Origin of the sequence: Thalassotalea piscium (assembly GCF_030295935.1) — a bacterium.
In the GTDB taxonomy this organism is placed as follows: Bacteria; Pseudomonadota; Gammaproteobacteria; order Enterobacterales; family Alteromonadaceae; genus Thalassotalea_B; species Thalassotalea_B piscium.
In genome coordinates this window covers 3,649,194-3,663,689 of the sequence record NZ_AP027362.1, presented here as the reverse complement: position 1 = coordinate 3,663,689, position 14,496 = coordinate 3,649,194, and the positions used below count along the sequence as shown (strand labels likewise).

Genomic DNA, 14,496 nt, shown 5'->3' with positions numbered 1-14,496 from the left:
AATTTTAACGAGTCGTTAACATTTATAGCAGTCGTATAGAAAATAGCCAACATTATAACGGGTACCATTTGTGCTCATTGGTCAACACAAACCATGGTTTTGAATACCAATAGTAGCGACCAGGTTGGCTAATACTAGGTGCGGTACAATTACAGCGAATTCTTCCAGTGTGCATTGGCTTGTTAAAATTAATGGTAAAGCTTTTATCAGTTTTCCATTCAATTTTTTGCTTTCCTAAACCTGAAACATAGCAATTAAGCTGCGATTTATGAAAGTCTTCAACTTCAATATTAAAGGTAACCGACTTTAGCTCATCTTGGGTAAAAATAGTTTGTGCATTTTCACTGTCAAACGACATAATAAATGGCAGTGAATATAGTTTATCGCGTAAACTTGAAATTTTGTCGTAAGGTTTTGAAGCAGGAAATCGAGGCACATTAGTTAAATCGGTAGCTAAACTAACAGCACCACTTTGTTGACTAAATGCAATAAAGTCAATGTCTTTAAGCCATTGTTGAATTTCAGGAGTAAACTCGCCATAAGGATAAGCAAAGTAGCGCCAACTTTGACCGGTTTTTTCTTCGATAATTTGTTCAGCGGCTAATAAATCGTTTGTTAATGTTTCGCGCCAATTTTTATCTGTGGTGTTATGTACAATACGCGCAAGTGAGTCATGCTCTAGGCCGTGGTTAGCAATAATTACACCGCTATCGCCCATTGCTTTTAATTGCTCCCAACTTAAATAGCCCTGTGGTTTACGATCAACAATGTTAGGGTTAATAAAAATAGTAAAGGGATAATTAAACTTATCGAGGATTGGTTTGCCTTGGGTTAGAATATCTAAGTAAGCATCATCAAAAGTGATTACCACGGTTTTATCGTTAATAGGCTGTTGCTTGCGTATGGTGTTCATTAGCTCAGATAACGAAATTACCGTAAAGTTATTATCAGCTAAGTATTGTAAATGGGCTTCAAATTGTATGGGTGAAATACTGGTACTTGCTGGGGTTTCGTCACTAACATGGTGATATTGTAGGATCACCGCACTCTGTGTTATTTGGCTAAACATTAGCATAACAAGAATTAGGGCAACTTTAAGTGTAGAGAACATTTTTCTGATCCTTGGCAATGTAATAGAGAGTAATAATAGCCTGTTAACATACATTTTTACATTTATAACCTGAAATTTGTGTGCTTTGGCTATTACGTAAGCCGAGTTTAATTTACATAGCAAGTAGAGTAACCTGAATGCCCTACAATTTCACCCATTCATCATTGCAGTTAAAGGCACATTAGTTGAAAAATTTTCTAAATTTACCCCATAAAAAACTATTTGCACTCGCGTTGCCAATGATCTTATCAAATATTACCGTACCTTTGTTAGGCTTGGTAGATACCGCGGTTATTGGGCACTTAGACCATGCATACTTTCTTGGTGGCAGTACTGTTGGTGCAATGGTTATTACCTTTATTGTTTGGTTGTCTGGTTTTTTACGAATGTCTACCACAGGCTTAGCTGCTCGTGCTTATGGTCAAAACTCAGCCAAAGAAGGTCAACTAGTTTTACTGCGAGGCGTTGCCGTTGCTTTTTTAATAGGGGTAGTACTTATTGTTTGTCAAAGCCCGTATATTTCAGCGGCACTTTATTTTGCTGGCGGTTCAGAAGAAGTACAGTTTTATGCCCGTGAATACAGCGAAATTCGTATTTACGGCTTGCCCGCCGCTATTGCCAACTTAGTCATTTTAGGATGGTTATTGGGTAATCATCGCGCAAAAGCGGTTATGTGGTTATTAATTATCACAAACCTTACCAATTTGGGCTTAGACTTATTGTTTGTGTGGGGGTTTGAATGGCAAGTAAAAGGCGTTGCCTTAGCCACACTTATTGCTGAATATTTTGGCTTAGCTATTGGCTTTGCCATTATTTTCTTTAAGGGGATTAAAACTCGACTTAAACATGAAAAATGGCGAGTTGTCTCTTGGGTTGAAGTGCTCAACCGACAAGCATTAACAGGGTACTTTAAACTTAATCGCGACATAATGATCAGAACACTGGCATTGCAGTCGTGCTTTATGTTTATTACCTTTCAAGGGGCTAGGCTCGGCGATAATGTGGTAGCTGCTAATGCTATATTAATGAATTTTTTATTACTAATCTCATTTGGTTTAGACGGCATAGCCAACGCCGCAGAAGTGATTGTTGGTAATGCCAGTGGTGCCAACCAACAGCAAAAACTGAAGAAGGCGGTAGCGGTGTCAACGTTTTGGACATTAATTTTTGCAATAGGCTACAGTATTGTATTTTTTGCCTATGGGCACGACTTAATCAGTATAATATCAAGCGTTGACAGTGTTGTTGAGCTTGCGAGTAATTATTTAATATGGATTGTTGCCTTACCGCTAGTTGCTTGTTGGAGTTATTTGCTTGATGGGATCTACATTGGCTTAATGCGTGCTAAAGCCATGCGTAATAGTATGTTAATTTCTGCATTTTTTGGCTTTTATCCGGCATGGTTTTTATTGCAAAGTTATGGAAATCACGGACTTTGGGCGGCGTTTTTTATTTTTATTGTTATTCGAAGTGTCACCCTAGGATGGCATTTTTATAATTTTAATAAGCAAAGCTATCAAAATGCCTCTTTTTGAGCTATATTTTTATCGGGATATTGTGCAGAATGATTTAACACATTATCCTATTTTAGGGCGGCTTATATAGCACTCTATTTGTTAAAAGGAATTCATTATGAAAACGAAAATCACATCAATTCAAAAAAAGTCTTTATTAGGGCTTTTTTTGCTCCAGTTAATGATTGGAAATCAATCCATATTAGCTGCCCAAGAAGAGTCTGAAGAAGACCTTCTTGCCAAAGCCCAAGCACAAATGAATGCTGAGGTTTTATCAAAACCATTTCTTGCTGAAAAACCTGAAGAAGTAGATGCTTACATAAAAAGCATGCTTGAAAAAAAGGTAAAGCCGCCAGAGTATCAAGGTACCTATTGGCGTCCGGGTTATACTTGTAGAGATCTACTTAGGTATAATTGGACCCAGTACAGAAATTGTAAATATTACTATCGCTATTATGGGCGTTATTACTATTAAGCTATCAAAAATATTTTAAAAATACTAAAAACAAGGAATTAAAATGATGAAGGTAAAATCCCTAATTAACTTAGCGTTGGTTGGTATAGTGTTTGTTGCACTCAGTGGTTGTTCTGCAGTACACACCTCGATTTCTAAGCGAGACTTAGATGTACAAACTAAAATTAGTACTTCAGTGTTTGTTGATCCTGTTCCACAAGAGCAGCGTAAAATCTATCTTGAAGTTAGAAGTGGTGTAATGGAGTTTGATAGAAACTCATTCAGAAGAACATTATCACAACAGCTAGTTAATAGCGGTAATGGTTATACTTTGACTGATGATCCAAAGAAAGCTCAATATACCATGAGTGTTTTTGTAAGAAACCTTGAGAAAACTACGCCAGAAGATGCAGCAGGCGCATTAAGTGCAGGGTTCCAAGGCGTTGGTGCTGGTGCCGCGCTAAGCTATGCTACTGGAGGTTCATATAGAAATGCAGTGGGAACAGGTTTACTTGTTGGCGCTTTATCAACAGCGGCAAATGCTTTTGTGCAAGATGTTATGTATCTTTTAGTTGCGGATATTCAAATTAAAGAGCGTGCAGGCAAAGGTGTTATTGTTCGTAGAGATTCTAAAATAAACACTAAAATCTCAGATGACGGTGCAACAACGCAAACTTACTCTGAAGCTACAACACAAAAAGAATATCGTACGCGTGTTGTAACTACTGCAAATAAAGCAAATTTAGAATTAGCAGAAGCTCAACCTTTAATGTTTGAAAAAACAGCTTATGCAATGGCTTCATTCTTTTAAAGGGAAATAGCCTACCAAATAAAAAAACCACTAACGCTTTTAACGTTAGTGGTTTTTTATTTAATAATTTAAGTGACTTTTTCTTTAATAAACGTAAAGTTAGTAATATGAATGTTCACCGCGTTCATGTTCAGTCATGTCGCGTACACCTTTAATTTCACCAGCCATTGTACTTAATAGCTGTGTTTCAATACCATCTTTTACAGTTACATCAATCTGGCTACAACCGTTACAACCACCGCCAAACTGTAAAACGGCATAACCGTCTTCTGTAATTTCCATTAATGTACACTCACCGCCATGGCTAGCAAGTTGTGGGTTAACTTCGGTTTTTAAGAAGTAGTCAACACGATCAAATAAAGGGGCATCGTCAGACACTTTCTTTAACTTAGCATTTGGTGCTTTTAACGTAAGTTGAGAGCCCATTTGGTCGGTGGTAAAGTCAATTTCTGCTTCTTCAAGAAAAGGCTTACTATCTGCATCAATATAGGCAGAAAAATGCTCAAAAGGTATTTTAATGTCATCTTCTTCAACGGCATCAGCAGGGCAGTACGACACACCACATTCAGCTGAAGCTGTTCCAGGGTTAACAACAAAAACACGGATACTGGTGCCTTCAGCTTGTTGCGACAGTAACTTTACAAAATGTGCTTGAGCTGTTTCTGAAATAGTAATCATAATGCTTGTTTCGCTCTCTCTGAAAATAAAAGATATACCTGACTAAATTAGTCAAGTAATGCCATTTTACTCTGCGTGACCCTCAGACTCAAGTGATTAAATTATCAATAATAGATAAAAACGATATAGAAAAGAGTCTTTAGACTGGAAGCAAGTTGGATACTTTGATACTTTGAGCGCAAGTTATTGAGGAATATGATTATGACATCACGTTTTTATACATTTTTAATTGCAACATTAGTGCTTTTATCTAGCCAAGCGAATGCCGCTAAAGTTGAAAGTTACTTACCGACCGAGCAAAATTATACGAGCAACATTTCTAAACCAGAGCAAATATTAGGGTTCGGTATTGGCGAGCGTCATGCCCGTCATGACCAATTAGTGAGTTATTTATCTGTTTTAGCTAATCAGTCTGAACGAATAAAGCTAACAGATATTGGTTTAACCACCGAGTATAGAAAACAAATTCTTTTAACCATATCAGATCCTAAAAATTTACAAAGACTTCCTGAAATACTCAACCGTAAACCAGGAGAGCAAAATGATAAAGATCCACTGGTTGTATGGTTAGGCTATAGCGTTCATGGTGATGAAATTAGTGGTGCTAATGCTGCTATGGTAGTTGCATATCATTTAGCCGCTAGCACGAACACTAGTGTTGAACAAATGCTAGAAGACACCATTATTGTTATCGAGCCAAGTATCAACCCTGATGGCATGGACCGCTTTGTTAGTTGGGTTAACACTCACCGTGGTATTACACCAAATTCTGATCCAAATCATATTGAACATCACCAAAGCTGGCGCACGGGTCGTACTAACCATTTTGGTTTTGACTTAAATCGTGATTGGTTATTACTTTCACAAAAAGAAAGCCGTAACCGTTTAGCTTATTTCCATCAATATCAGCCTCATGTACTTGGCGACTTTCATGAAATGAGCGCTAATAGCAGCTACTTTTTTCAGCCGGGTATACCAACACGTACACATCCGTTAACACCAAGTAGAAATACTGAATTAACCCAGATAGTGGCAACATTTCATGCTAGCGCATTAGACCAAGAAAACCGTTTGTACTATAGCCAAGAAAGCTTTGATGACTTTTATTACGGTAAAGGCTCTACTTATCCTGACATTCATGGTGGCATTGGTATTTTATTTGAGCAAGCAAGTAGCCGAGGGTTTCAACAAGACACTATTAATGGTTTGTTAACTTTTGAATATGGCGTTAAAAACCATGTGCTTACGTCACTTTCTACGATTAAAGGCGCATGGAAAAACCAGCAGCAATTTAAAGCATATCGCCAAGATTTTTATAACAGTATTCCTAAGTTAGTTAAAAAAGCAGATTTTAGTGGCTATTTAATCAGCGAACCTAATGATAATGCCCGTTTAACGGCATTTTTAGCTAAGTTAGCCATGCATCAAATTGATGTATTTCCACTGAAAGAAGACTATCGTGTAGATGGCAAAGTTTATGCTAAGCAAAACAGCTATTACATCCCACTAGCACAAAACCAATACCATGTAATACAAGCCTTGTTTGACCAAGGTAAAAACTTTAAAGACAATACATTTTACGATGTATCCGGTTGGACTATGCCGCTGGCAATGAATATCGATTTTCATAAGATAGGCCGAACGCGTGGTTTATCTTTGGGCGAAAATACCTGGCAGCCAACTCAAAAGCAAACCACACAACCATTAGCGGCAAGCTACGCTTATGTATTTGAATGGCATGATTTTTATTCACCAAAAATGTTAAATGCTTTACTTGCTAAAGGCATAAAAGCAAAAGTGGCTACCAAAATTTTCAGTGCTGAAGTTGCAGGGCAAGAAAAGCAGTTCTTAACTGGTAGTATTGTTATTCCGGCTGGTATTCAGCAAAGCAACGACTGGTTGAGTAAGCTTAATGAAGTGGTTACTCAGTACGATATTCCCTTGTATTCATTAACAACAGGTTTAACAGTAAAAGGTATTGATTTAGGGAGCAACTCGTTCAGTGTTGTAAAACCGGTTAAGGTACTATTAATTGGTGGTAAGCCAACCTCACAATACGAAGCCGCCGATATACTTTACTACCTTGATAACATGTTAAACATTCCCGTTACTGTGGTTGAACAAGCGCGCCTTGGCGGTTTAGATTTAAGTGATTACACGCATGTTTTAATGATTGATGGTAATTACAAAGGTTTTGAAACTAGCGTAAGCAAAAAATTAGAAACTTGGATTAAACAAGGCGGTGTAGTTTTCGCCCAAAAACGTGCCAGTAAATTTCTTGCCGATAAAGGTATTTTAAAAGCCTCTTTTGTCACTAAAGATCAAATAAATGAGCTATTTACCACTGAAGAGTTAAGCTACCAAGATAAAGAGATGCTTTCAGCTAAAAAACGCATTGCCGGGGCTATTTTTGCAAGTAATTTAGATCGTAGCCACCCTTTAGCTTACGGCTATAGCGATAAGCAATTACCTTTATTTCGTAATAGCACATTAATTATGGAAGCGGCAAAAAGCCCATTTATTACTGTAGCGCAATATCACGAAACACCATTGTTAAGCGGTTATGCCGACAGCAATTTAGTAAACAAAATTGCGAATAGCTCAGCGGTAATAGCGCATAGCGTAGGCAAAGGTCGAGTAATAGCAACATCTGATATTATGATGTTTAGAGGCTACTGGTTTGGTAGCGCTAAAATAATTGCTAATAGTTTATTTTTTGCTAAAGCATTTAACGCTTCAGCGAAGTAACTGAAATAATTTGTGGTGTGTTGCGCACTTGCTGCACACCACGTTATTATTTTAAATCTAAACCTCAATCTAAATCCAAATCTAAATCCAAACCTAAACTTAAAGCTAAAATTAGCGCTATTTTTTTAGTGGTAAAGACAACGCAACCGTCATTATTGTAACCTGCTCAACGCCACCCTTTTTAAGTACACGGCTTATTTCATTGGCTGTAGTGCCAGTAGTTATTACGTCGTCAATCACCACCACATGACTAAATTTTTTAAGCAGCTGAGTATTTGCTGTAAAGGCATTAGCAAGATTTTTTCGCCGCTCAATGCCTGATTGGCCAACTTGGCTGTCGCCATGTTTAATACGAGACAGTAAATTAGCGTTATAGTGAAGGTTATTGGCTTGAGCAAAATGCTTTGCAATTAAATGAGCTTGATTAAACCCGCGCGTTTGCCACTTTGTTAAATGTATAGGCACTGAAGTAATACACAAACTGTTATTTATATAATACTGCGAAGAGCGACTAAGATGATCTTGCCAACACCTAGTTAACAGTTTTGCCAGCAGAGGTGCTAACTCAAATTTAGCTTGGTATTTAAGCTGTTTAAGCCATACATCGTATGGCCATATATAAGGGGCATAGCAAATAAGCTGATCAAACTTTCGTTTTTGAAAAATCTTATCAACAGCAGGCCATAGCAGTAGGTTATTCGTGCCCTTTGGTAAATTAAAGCGACCAATATCGTGTTGGCAGGTACGACAAATAAATTCACCATCACTTAAATTATTACAGAGATCGCAGCGGGCTAAACTTGTTTTTAATTCATGGGCGAGCAACAAGCATAGCGTTTTTACTTTTAGCCAATAACACCGTACCAGTTGCTGATAGCGCTGAATAAGCAATCGTTGTTTAAAAAGTAAGACTAAAAATTCCATTTTTTAGTACCTTTGGGTAGACTTGTCGTTTTTTCAACTTGTAAATATAAGCATGGCAGAGTTATTAAATATTACCAGTGAGGGACAAGGTGTTCCTATTGTACTTATTCACGGATGGGGCTTAAATTCTGCTGTTTGGCAACCATTGGTTGAAATGTTAAAAGCCGATATGCACGTTATTACCGTATGTTTACCTGGTTTTGGAGATAACCTTGAGCATGCAATAGAGCCTTACTCACTAGCAAGTGTATCTGCGCTAATTGTTAACTCTGTTAATCAACCGGCAATATATTTAGGCTGGTCGCTAGGTGGGCTAGTAGCAACAGATATTGCATTATCATTTCCTGAGCAAGTATTGGGTTTAGTCACTGTTGCTAGCTCGCCTTACTTTGTTAACAAAGATTCTTGGCCCGGAATAGCGCCTGAAGTTTTGGCATTATTTCATCAACAATTAGCCAAAGATACGCAAAAAACGATTAATAACTTTTTAAAAATTCAAGCCATGGGAAGCATAAGCGTTCGAGACGATATTAAGCATATTCGGCAGCTAGTAATGCAGTACGAAATGCCAACTAAACAAACGTTAGATCAGTCTCTTTTATTGTTAGAGCAAGTAGATTTACGTGATAGTTTGAAACTAATTTCAGTACCTTTTTTACGACTTTATGGAAAGTTAGACAGCTTAGTGCCGAAAAAGGTACTACCGCTTATTGCCGAGTTAGCCCCTGATAGTGAAGAGGTTTTATTTGATAAAGCATCACATGCACCTTTTATTTCTGAGCCAGAAGCTTTTCATGCGAGCCTAAATAAATGGATAACCAAGCATTATTAGCATGAGTAATCGCTAACATTACTAAGCATAGCTTTACTTTTTGTTTGGTTTGGTTAATAATTAAACAGGTAATTACTGATAAAATATCCGTAGTAACGTAAACGCCTAATTAACGTTTACCTAGATATTGAGGAGAGTCACATGGAAATTCAATCTGCTTTTAACTCAGGCATTCAAGGCTTTCAAAATGCTCAGGAACAAGCCACTCAAGCAGCGTCAAATATCGCGCAAGCTGTTAATTTTAACGATCAAACCGCTAATGTTAATGAACAGGCTGGTAACGAAGTAGCCGTAAACAATGCGCCTCAAAGCACCAAAGCGAATGAGCTACCAGATCTCAACCAAAATATTGTTGACCTTAAAGTAGCAGAGTACCAAGCTAAAGCATCTGCAAATGTTGTAAAAACTGCTGATGAAGCTTTAGGCACTTTATTAGACGTAACCGCTTAACGTATTATGAATATTACGCCGCACAATGTAACACTGCCATTAGCTACTGTGGTTAACCCACAGACTGATTCGCTGCGTCGTGAAAATAACCAACGAGAAGTTATTGCTCAACCTGCTGCTGCCAGTCATTCGGCGGGTGAAAAAGGTATAGCGTCAGATAAAGACCGAGCACGTACACCAGGGCAGCAAAATGAAGCGGTCAATTTTGCGCAGTTGCAAAAGCAGTCTGAGCAAGATAATAAAACAATTTCAGACCAGCAATCGCCTCAACAAGACCAACAAAGTGCTGAGCAAGAAACGTCGCAACAAAACAATGCTCAAGCAAAAAATAATAATAGTGAAGAAACGAAAAGTGCTAATGATGAACCTCTAGGCAAAGAGCTCGATTTTGCGCAGCAACAACAAATAGCTGAATTAAAACGCAGAGACCTAGAAGTTCGCACGCACGAGCAAGCGCATTCGGCTGCGGGTGGTGCTGCCACAGGTGCACCATCGTATTCTTTTCAAGTAGGGCCAGACGGTAAACGCTATGCGGTTGACGGAGAAGTCTCTGTTGACTTGTCTCCAGTTGACGGAAACCCAAGAGCTACCATAGCAAAAATGCAAAAAGTCTATGCTGCGGCCCTTGCACCAGCAAATCCGTCTGTTCAAGACACAAGGGTTGCTAACTCTGCTGCTCAATTAATTGCAAAAGCTCAATCTGAATTATTAGCGTTAGAATTAGAAGATCCAACTAGAGAAAAAGGCATCAATCGAGTGATCAGCAACAGCGCCAAATTAACTGGCAGTGTTGAAGATCAATCAAATCAAGAATCGAAAAATTTTGACAGTTTTATTAATCAAACTCTATCAGCGCAAGAGCAAGTATTACCCTCGCGTGATCAAAACGTTGACGAACGTGCAGGCCGTATTGAAAATTTCTACGCAAACATTAATCATGCTTACGAAAAAACACCTGTTTCTCGCTTTGAATTAACCGCTTAAAACAAGGTGCTTTTGTATCTTATATATCATTAGATGTTATTAAGTATTAAATACCGTAGTCCACTCGGTATTGTTTAATACTGGCTAGGCTTTCAGTCATATCTGGTTGTGTTTCTAAATAGCTAATTAAGTCAGCTAAGGTCACAATTGAAATTACCTTAGTACCAAAGTCACGCTCAACTTCTTGTATAGCAGAGAGTTCACCCTTACCTTTTTCTTGGCGATCTAACGCAATTAATACACCGCTAAGTTCGGCATTGTTAGCTTTAATGATCTCCATTGACTCTCTAATGGCTGTGCCTGCAGTGATCACGTCATCAACCAACATTACCTTTCCTGCAAGCGCAGAGCCAACTAAGCTGCCACCCTCACCATGTGTTTTTGCTTCTTTACGGTTAAAACAATAAGGAATGTCCATATTATGATGATCAGCCAGTGCAACTGCAGTAGTTGTAGCAATAGGAATACCTTTGTAAGCTGGGCCAAAAAGTAAGTCAAATTCAATGCCAGAGTCTGCTAATGCGGCAGCATAAAAACGCCCTAAGCGAGCTAAGTCGCCACCGGTATTAAATAAACCCGCATTAAAAAAATAAGGACTTGTTCTGCCAGACTTTAACGTAAACTCCCCAAACTTAAGGACTTGTTTAGCTAACGCAAATTCAATAAATTCTTTTTGATAAGCTTTCATAACTTGTTCCTAACTTAGTGCTGCTTTTTGTGCATCAAATAACTCGTTGATACCGTTTTTAGCTAAGGTCATCATTGCTTGCATTTCATCAAAGGTAAATGGCTCTTCTTCAGCAGTACCTTGAACTTCAATAAGTTTGCCTGTTTCGGTCATTACTACATTCATGTCGGTTTCAGCCGCTGAATCTTCTGGGTAATCTAAATCAGCAATAGCCTCACCTTGATAAATACCAACCGATACAGCAGCAATCATGTGCTTTAATGGGTTGGTTTTAATAATGTCTTTTGCACGCATATAATTAAGCGCGTCTACTAATGCTACACAAGCACCGGTAATAGAGGCTGTACGTGTACCACCGTCGGCTTGAATAACGTCACAATCAACAGTAATTGTATTTTCACCTAAGGCAACTAAGTCGATAGCTGCACGTAAAGAACGGGCGATTAAACGCGAAATTTCAAGCGTACGGCCACTTTGCTTACCGTTAGCTGCTTCTCTGCGCATACGCGTATGAGTTGATCTTGGTAGCATTCCGTATTCAGCTGTTACCCAACCTTTACCTTGCCCCTTTAAAAAACGTGGTACACCTTCTTCAACAGAAGCGGTACAAATAACCTTAGTATCTCCAAATTCTATTAAAACTGAGCCTTCTGCATGAGCAGTAAACTGGCGAGTGATGGTTACTGGACGAATTTGACCTAATGTTCTGCCGCTTGGACGCATAGTGTGACCCTTAAATTTATTGAATTGCTGCGCATTATAATCGCTTGCGCAACATTTTGACATAATGACGGGAGAACTATTTTGAAATATAGAACTTGCCGCAAAAATGAAAAGTTTGTTTTTTGCTGTGTTGGTCTGTTATTCGCTATGAAACAGCTATTTTTACATAAACAAAAAAAATGGAAAAAAAATGAAATTATTTTTAAAAAATGAGCCTTGCAACCCCATCGAAAGCTATTTGCTTAATATTCGTTCAATAGAAACAGTGAAACTCTACACTATCATTTTAAAATCATTTGCTCAATTTACATTCAAAACGAAAGATTTACCAAGTATTGATTGGTCAAAATTAAATAGAATTTCCATCTTAAAATTCATACATTTTAAATCTGAAACTATAGCTTTTAATACAGCAAATCTTTATTTACAAGTATTAAAAGGTGTTGCAAAAGAATGTTACCTATATCGAGTTATAGACTTAAGCTGCTACGAGCAAATAAGTGTTATTAATAAGTTCAACGGGGAGCGAAATATTGCGGGAAGGGCGTTAAATTTAAACGAAATTAAACGCATTAAGTATCATTATGCTAATTGTCACACCAATTCACGCACAAGAGATTGTGCTATTTTTGCATTGGCTTGTGGTGCGGGTCTTCGGCGTTCTGAGTTATCAAGGCTTGATGTTACTGATATTCACTACAATTCAATTTCTGTAAAGGGCAAGGGGAACAAATCAAGAACCGTTTACATGAATACTTTTGTTAAGTCTTCGGTTAATCGTTGGATAATGCGAACAGAACGGCGAAAGGGGCCGCTATTTACCCACATATCAAGAGGTGACAGAATTTTACAGACTCGCTTACTTAACGGTGGTATTCACTCTTTATTTATTCGTATGACTAAAGAGCTTAAATTAAAACATTTTAGCGCCCACGACCTAAGGCGCACGTTTGCAACTATGTTATTAGATAAGAATGCCGATAGATTTGCCGTACAGCGTTTAATGGGCCATTCATCACTAGCAACAACTGAACTTTATGATAGACGAGGTGAAAAGGCAAAAGTTAAGGCTATTAATTTATTACCCTTTTAATAGTTATTCACATTTTTTATGAGTCAACTCACTAATTTTGTGTATAGAGGTTATGCCTGGTTAAACATTTATACACAAAAATGAGTAGGTACCATAAATTTATTGTGTATAACTAATAAAAAAGCGCCCTTAAGGACGCTTTTTTAAAATATTTTGTTTTCTATTCTGGCTAGTCGCTTATCAAAACGCCAAGCGAAGAATAAAAAGGCTGCGAACGGGGCATTGATTCCCATCGACTCGGCAATAGATAATATTTCCATAAATTTTCCATCTCATAAAATCGCGATTATTATTAATGTTATTAGTAAGATTTTTTCTATAAAGCTTATTCTCTCCACTTTGGACCGCCTAATTTAACCGCTAAATACATTACTTTAGCTTTCAAGTAACTAACACCATCACAGCGCATCGCCTCATAAAACATTTTATGAACTAGCTTATAGGGCCTTTCTTTTGTTTGGCAATAAACATCATGGATTATACTAGCGCGTCGATGCTTACCGACAAATGGCGAGCCTATGACAGTCCAAAAAATTCTTGGAATACTTGAACCATCAACTATTGAATCAATAGGGGCTAACCATTTAAGTTTTTTACTGTCAATAAATGCAAAGTTTTCGAGTAATTGCATTTCTCGATTTGGTAGCCAACGCGTTATTGCTTCACCTTGAAACGTAGACATGATCCCACCAGTTCAACGGGGCCATTAATCGTGTAATAACATTTATCATCTTGTTGGAAACCCCGCCCAAAATGAGGCTAGCGGATTGTTATCTATTGCTTGTTGTCGTTCTATTTGTTCAATAGATGTTCCGTTTATTTTTTCATAAAGCCAACCCCCTAATGAAAAATTAGCGTTATCTGTTAAATTTGCGCCTATAGCATCAACACCCCCCGCAAATATATTATTTGGATTGGTTGGCGTTACCGCTGCGGCTGCTTGTCGCGCTTTCTTTTCGCCAAAATACAAAACAGCAACACCGACAACGGCAACCGTTATGACGGCCCCTGATTTTGTATCAAGAAATTTACTTAAATTCATGTATAAAAACCCTCTTTAAACCCTGAATTAATAACGCTTTCGCTATAGGGCTGCTGTCCGTTTTCGTGATAAATCATTGCTTTGATCAAATCTGGATAATCATAGCTCCTTAATACTTCATTTCGACCCAAGCCAATTTTAGCTGAAACTGAATCTATGTAACCGGTAGAATCGTTTTCGCTTGGTGGTGCCCACCTCATAATAATACCGAACACAGTATTTAAACCGTGATTATCGCTGTAATTTCTCAATATACGACTTGCAGCCCTAATGCCTTTTACAGGGCTTTCAAATATAACAAATTCCCCATCATCACCCGTTGCCCCTTGCCAGTTATCGCTAGTTTTACGAATATTTAGCGGATTATTGTTGCGAATGCCGCGCGGTAAATCGTTAGTTCTTTTCATATAAAACACACCAAAAAGCGCAAGGGCGAATAAATAA

At 38.0% G+C, this 14,496-nt stretch carries 16 protein-coding genes; 8 read left to right on the top strand and 8 right to left on the bottom strand.

The window, feature by feature from the left end; genetic code table 11:
- Positions 1-52: 52 nt before the first annotated feature.
- Positions 53-1,111, bottom strand: coding sequence for a polysaccharide deacetylase family protein (locus tag QUD79_RS16330; RefSeq protein WP_184423652.1), 1,059 nt, complete (start codon positions 1,109-1,111; stop codon positions 53-55).
- A gap of 185 nt (positions 1,112-1,296) precedes the next feature.
- Between QUD79_RS16330 and QUD79_RS16325 the strand changes: the two genes are divergently transcribed.
- The 3 genes from QUD79_RS16325 to QUD79_RS16315 all read left to right on the top strand — a co-directional run bounded on the left by QUD79_RS16325 (position 1,297) and on the right by QUD79_RS16315 (position 3,890).
- On the top strand, positions 1,297-2,646 hold the full coding sequence (locus tag QUD79_RS16325; RefSeq protein WP_343043947.1) for an MATE family efflux transporter: 1,350 nt from the start codon (positions 1,297-1,299) through the stop codon (positions 2,644-2,646).
- 160 nt (positions 2,647-2,806) lie between these two features.
- Positions 2,807-3,100, top strand: a complete 294-nt coding sequence (locus QUD79_RS16320) for a hypothetical protein (RefSeq protein WP_184423733.1) — start codon at positions 2,807-2,809, stop codon at positions 3,098-3,100.
- A 43-nt stretch (positions 3,101-3,143) separates the two neighbouring features.
- A complete protein-coding gene (locus QUD79_RS16315) occupies positions 3,144-3,890 on the top strand; it encodes a complement resistance protein TraT (protein ID WP_184423653.1) in 747 nt (248 codons plus the stop codon).
- 99 nt (positions 3,891-3,989) lie between these two features.
- Here the strand turns inward: QUD79_RS16315 and nfuA are convergent, their stop codons facing one another.
- Positions 3,990-4,568, bottom strand: a complete 579-nt coding sequence (gene nfuA / locus QUD79_RS16310) for a Fe-S biogenesis protein NfuA (RefSeq protein WP_184423654.1) — start codon at positions 4,566-4,568, stop codon at positions 3,990-3,992.
- Between the two features lie 201 nt (positions 4,569-4,769).
- Between nfuA and QUD79_RS16305 the strand changes: the two genes are divergently transcribed.
- A complete protein-coding gene (locus QUD79_RS16305; RefSeq protein ID WP_184423655.1) occupies positions 4,770-7,316 on the top strand; it encodes a M14 family zinc carboxypeptidase in 2,547 nt (848 codons plus the stop codon).
- 117 nt (positions 7,317-7,433) lie between these two features.
- Here QUD79_RS16305 and QUD79_RS16300 read toward each other — a convergent pair whose 3' ends face one another.
- Positions 7,434-8,240, bottom strand: a complete 807-nt coding sequence (locus QUD79_RS16300; RefSeq protein WP_184423656.1) for a ComF family protein — start codon at positions 8,238-8,240, stop codon at positions 7,434-7,436.
- Between the two features lie 52 nt (positions 8,241-8,292).
- Here QUD79_RS16300 and bioH point away from each other — a divergent pair, with 52 nt between their 5' ends.
- The 3 genes from bioH (at position 8,293) to QUD79_RS16285 (ending at position 10,506) form a co-directional block, all read left to right on the top strand.
- Positions 8,293-9,072, top strand: coding sequence for a pimeloyl-ACP methyl ester esterase BioH (gene bioH, locus QUD79_RS16295; protein ID WP_184423657.1), 780 nt, complete (start codon positions 8,293-8,295; stop codon positions 9,070-9,072).
- Positions 9,073-9,213: 141 nt separating this feature from the next.
- The gene (locus QUD79_RS16290) at positions 9,214-9,522 is read left to right on the top strand and encodes a hypothetical protein (RefSeq protein ID WP_184423658.1); all 309 of its coding nucleotides are present in this window, start codon (positions 9,214-9,216) and stop codon (positions 9,520-9,522) included.
- A 6-nt stretch (positions 9,523-9,528) separates the two neighbouring features.
- Entirely contained in the window at positions 9,529-10,506 is a 978-nt protein-coding gene (locus tag QUD79_RS16285) for a putative metalloprotease CJM1_0395 family protein (RefSeq protein WP_184423659.1), read from the top strand.
- Positions 10,507-10,552: 46 nt separating this feature from the next.
- Here the strand turns inward: QUD79_RS16285 and pyrE are convergent, their stop codons facing one another.
- The gene (gene pyrE, locus QUD79_RS16280; protein WP_184423660.1) at positions 10,553-11,194 is read right to left on the bottom strand and encodes an orotate phosphoribosyltransferase; all 642 of its coding nucleotides are present in this window, start codon (positions 11,192-11,194) and stop codon (positions 10,553-10,555) included.
- A 9-nt stretch (positions 11,195-11,203) separates the two neighbouring features.
- Positions 11,204-11,917: a ribonuclease PH gene (gene rph / locus QUD79_RS16275; RefSeq protein ID WP_184423661.1), complete on the bottom strand. Its 714-nt coding sequence runs from the start codon at positions 11,915-11,917 to the stop codon at positions 11,204-11,206.
- 190 nt (positions 11,918-12,107) lie between these two features.
- On the opposite strand from rph, the gene QUD79_RS16270 reads away from it, so the two are divergent.
- Positions 12,108-13,010, top strand: coding sequence for a tyrosine-type recombinase/integrase (locus tag QUD79_RS16270; RefSeq protein WP_184423662.1), 903 nt, complete (start codon positions 12,108-12,110; stop codon positions 13,008-13,010).
- 325 nt (positions 13,011-13,335) lie between these two features.
- Here QUD79_RS16270 and QUD79_RS16265 read toward each other — a convergent pair whose 3' ends face one another.
- From QUD79_RS16265 to QUD79_RS16255, 3 genes are read right to left on the bottom strand one after another with little or no spacing between them, the layout of a single operon-like run.
- Entirely contained in the window at positions 13,336-13,692 is a 357-nt protein-coding gene (locus QUD79_RS16265) for a DUF1353 domain-containing protein (RefSeq protein WP_184423663.1), read from the bottom strand.
- Between the two features lie 45 nt (positions 13,693-13,737).
- Positions 13,738-14,052, bottom strand: coding sequence for a hypothetical protein (locus QUD79_RS16260; protein WP_184423664.1), 315 nt, complete (start codon positions 14,050-14,052; stop codon positions 13,738-13,740).
- On the bottom strand, positions 14,049-14,459 hold the full coding sequence (locus QUD79_RS16255) for a virion protein (protein WP_246454912.1): 411 nt from the start codon (positions 14,457-14,459) through the stop codon (positions 14,049-14,051). Before QUD79_RS16255 ends, QUD79_RS16260 begins: the two co-directional genes overlap by 4 nt.
- Between the last annotated feature and the right edge of the window lie 37 nt (positions 14,460-14,496).

Coding starts and splice junctions, on each gene's coding strand:
- QUD79_RS16330 (WP_184423652.1), bottom strand. CDS start 1,111: ATGTTCTCTACACTTAAAGTTGCCCTAATTCTTGTTATGCTAATGTTT.
- QUD79_RS16320 (WP_184423733.1), top strand. CDS start 2,807: ATGATTGGAAATCAATCCATATTAGCTGCCCAAGAAGAGTCTGAAGAA.
- QUD79_RS16315 (WP_184423653.1), top strand. CDS start 3,144: ATGATGAAGGTAAAATCCCTAATTAACTTAGCGTTGGTTGGTATAGTG.
- nfuA (WP_184423654.1), bottom strand. CDS start 4,568: ATGATTACTATTTCAGAAACAGCTCAAGCACATTTTGTAAAGTTACTG.
- QUD79_RS16305 (WP_184423655.1), top strand. CDS start 4,770: ATGACATCACGTTTTTATACATTTTTAATTGCAACATTAGTGCTTTTA.
- QUD79_RS16300 (WP_184423656.1), bottom strand. CDS start 8,240: ATGGAATTTTTAGTCTTACTTTTTAAACAACGATTGCTTATTCAGCGC.
- bioH (WP_184423657.1), top strand. CDS start 8,293: ATGGCAGAGTTATTAAATATTACCAGTGAGGGACAAGGTGTTCCTATT.
- QUD79_RS16290 (WP_184423658.1), top strand. CDS start 9,214: ATGGAAATTCAATCTGCTTTTAACTCAGGCATTCAAGGCTTTCAAAAT.
- QUD79_RS16285 (WP_184423659.1), top strand. CDS start 9,529: ATGAATATTACGCCGCACAATGTAACACTGCCATTAGCTACTGTGGTT.
- pyrE (WP_184423660.1), bottom strand. CDS start 11,194: ATGAAAGCTTATCAAAAAGAATTTATTGAATTTGCGTTAGCTAAACAA.
- rph (WP_184423661.1), bottom strand. CDS start 11,917: ATGCGTCCAAGCGGCAGAACATTAGGTCAAATTCGTCCAGTAACCATC.
- QUD79_RS16270 (WP_184423662.1), top strand. CDS start 12,108: ATGAAATTATTTTTAAAAAATGAGCCTTGCAACCCCATCGAAAGCTAT.
- QUD79_RS16265 (WP_184423663.1), bottom strand. CDS start 13,692: ATGTCTACGTTTCAAGGTGAAGCAATAACGCGTTGGCTACCAAATCGA.
- QUD79_RS16260 (WP_184423664.1), bottom strand. CDS start 14,052: ATGAATTTAAGTAAATTTCTTGATACAAAATCAGGGGCCGTCATAACG.
- QUD79_RS16255 (WP_246454912.1), bottom strand. CDS start 14,459: ATGAAAAGAACTAACGATTTACCGCGCGGCATTCGCAACAATAATCCG.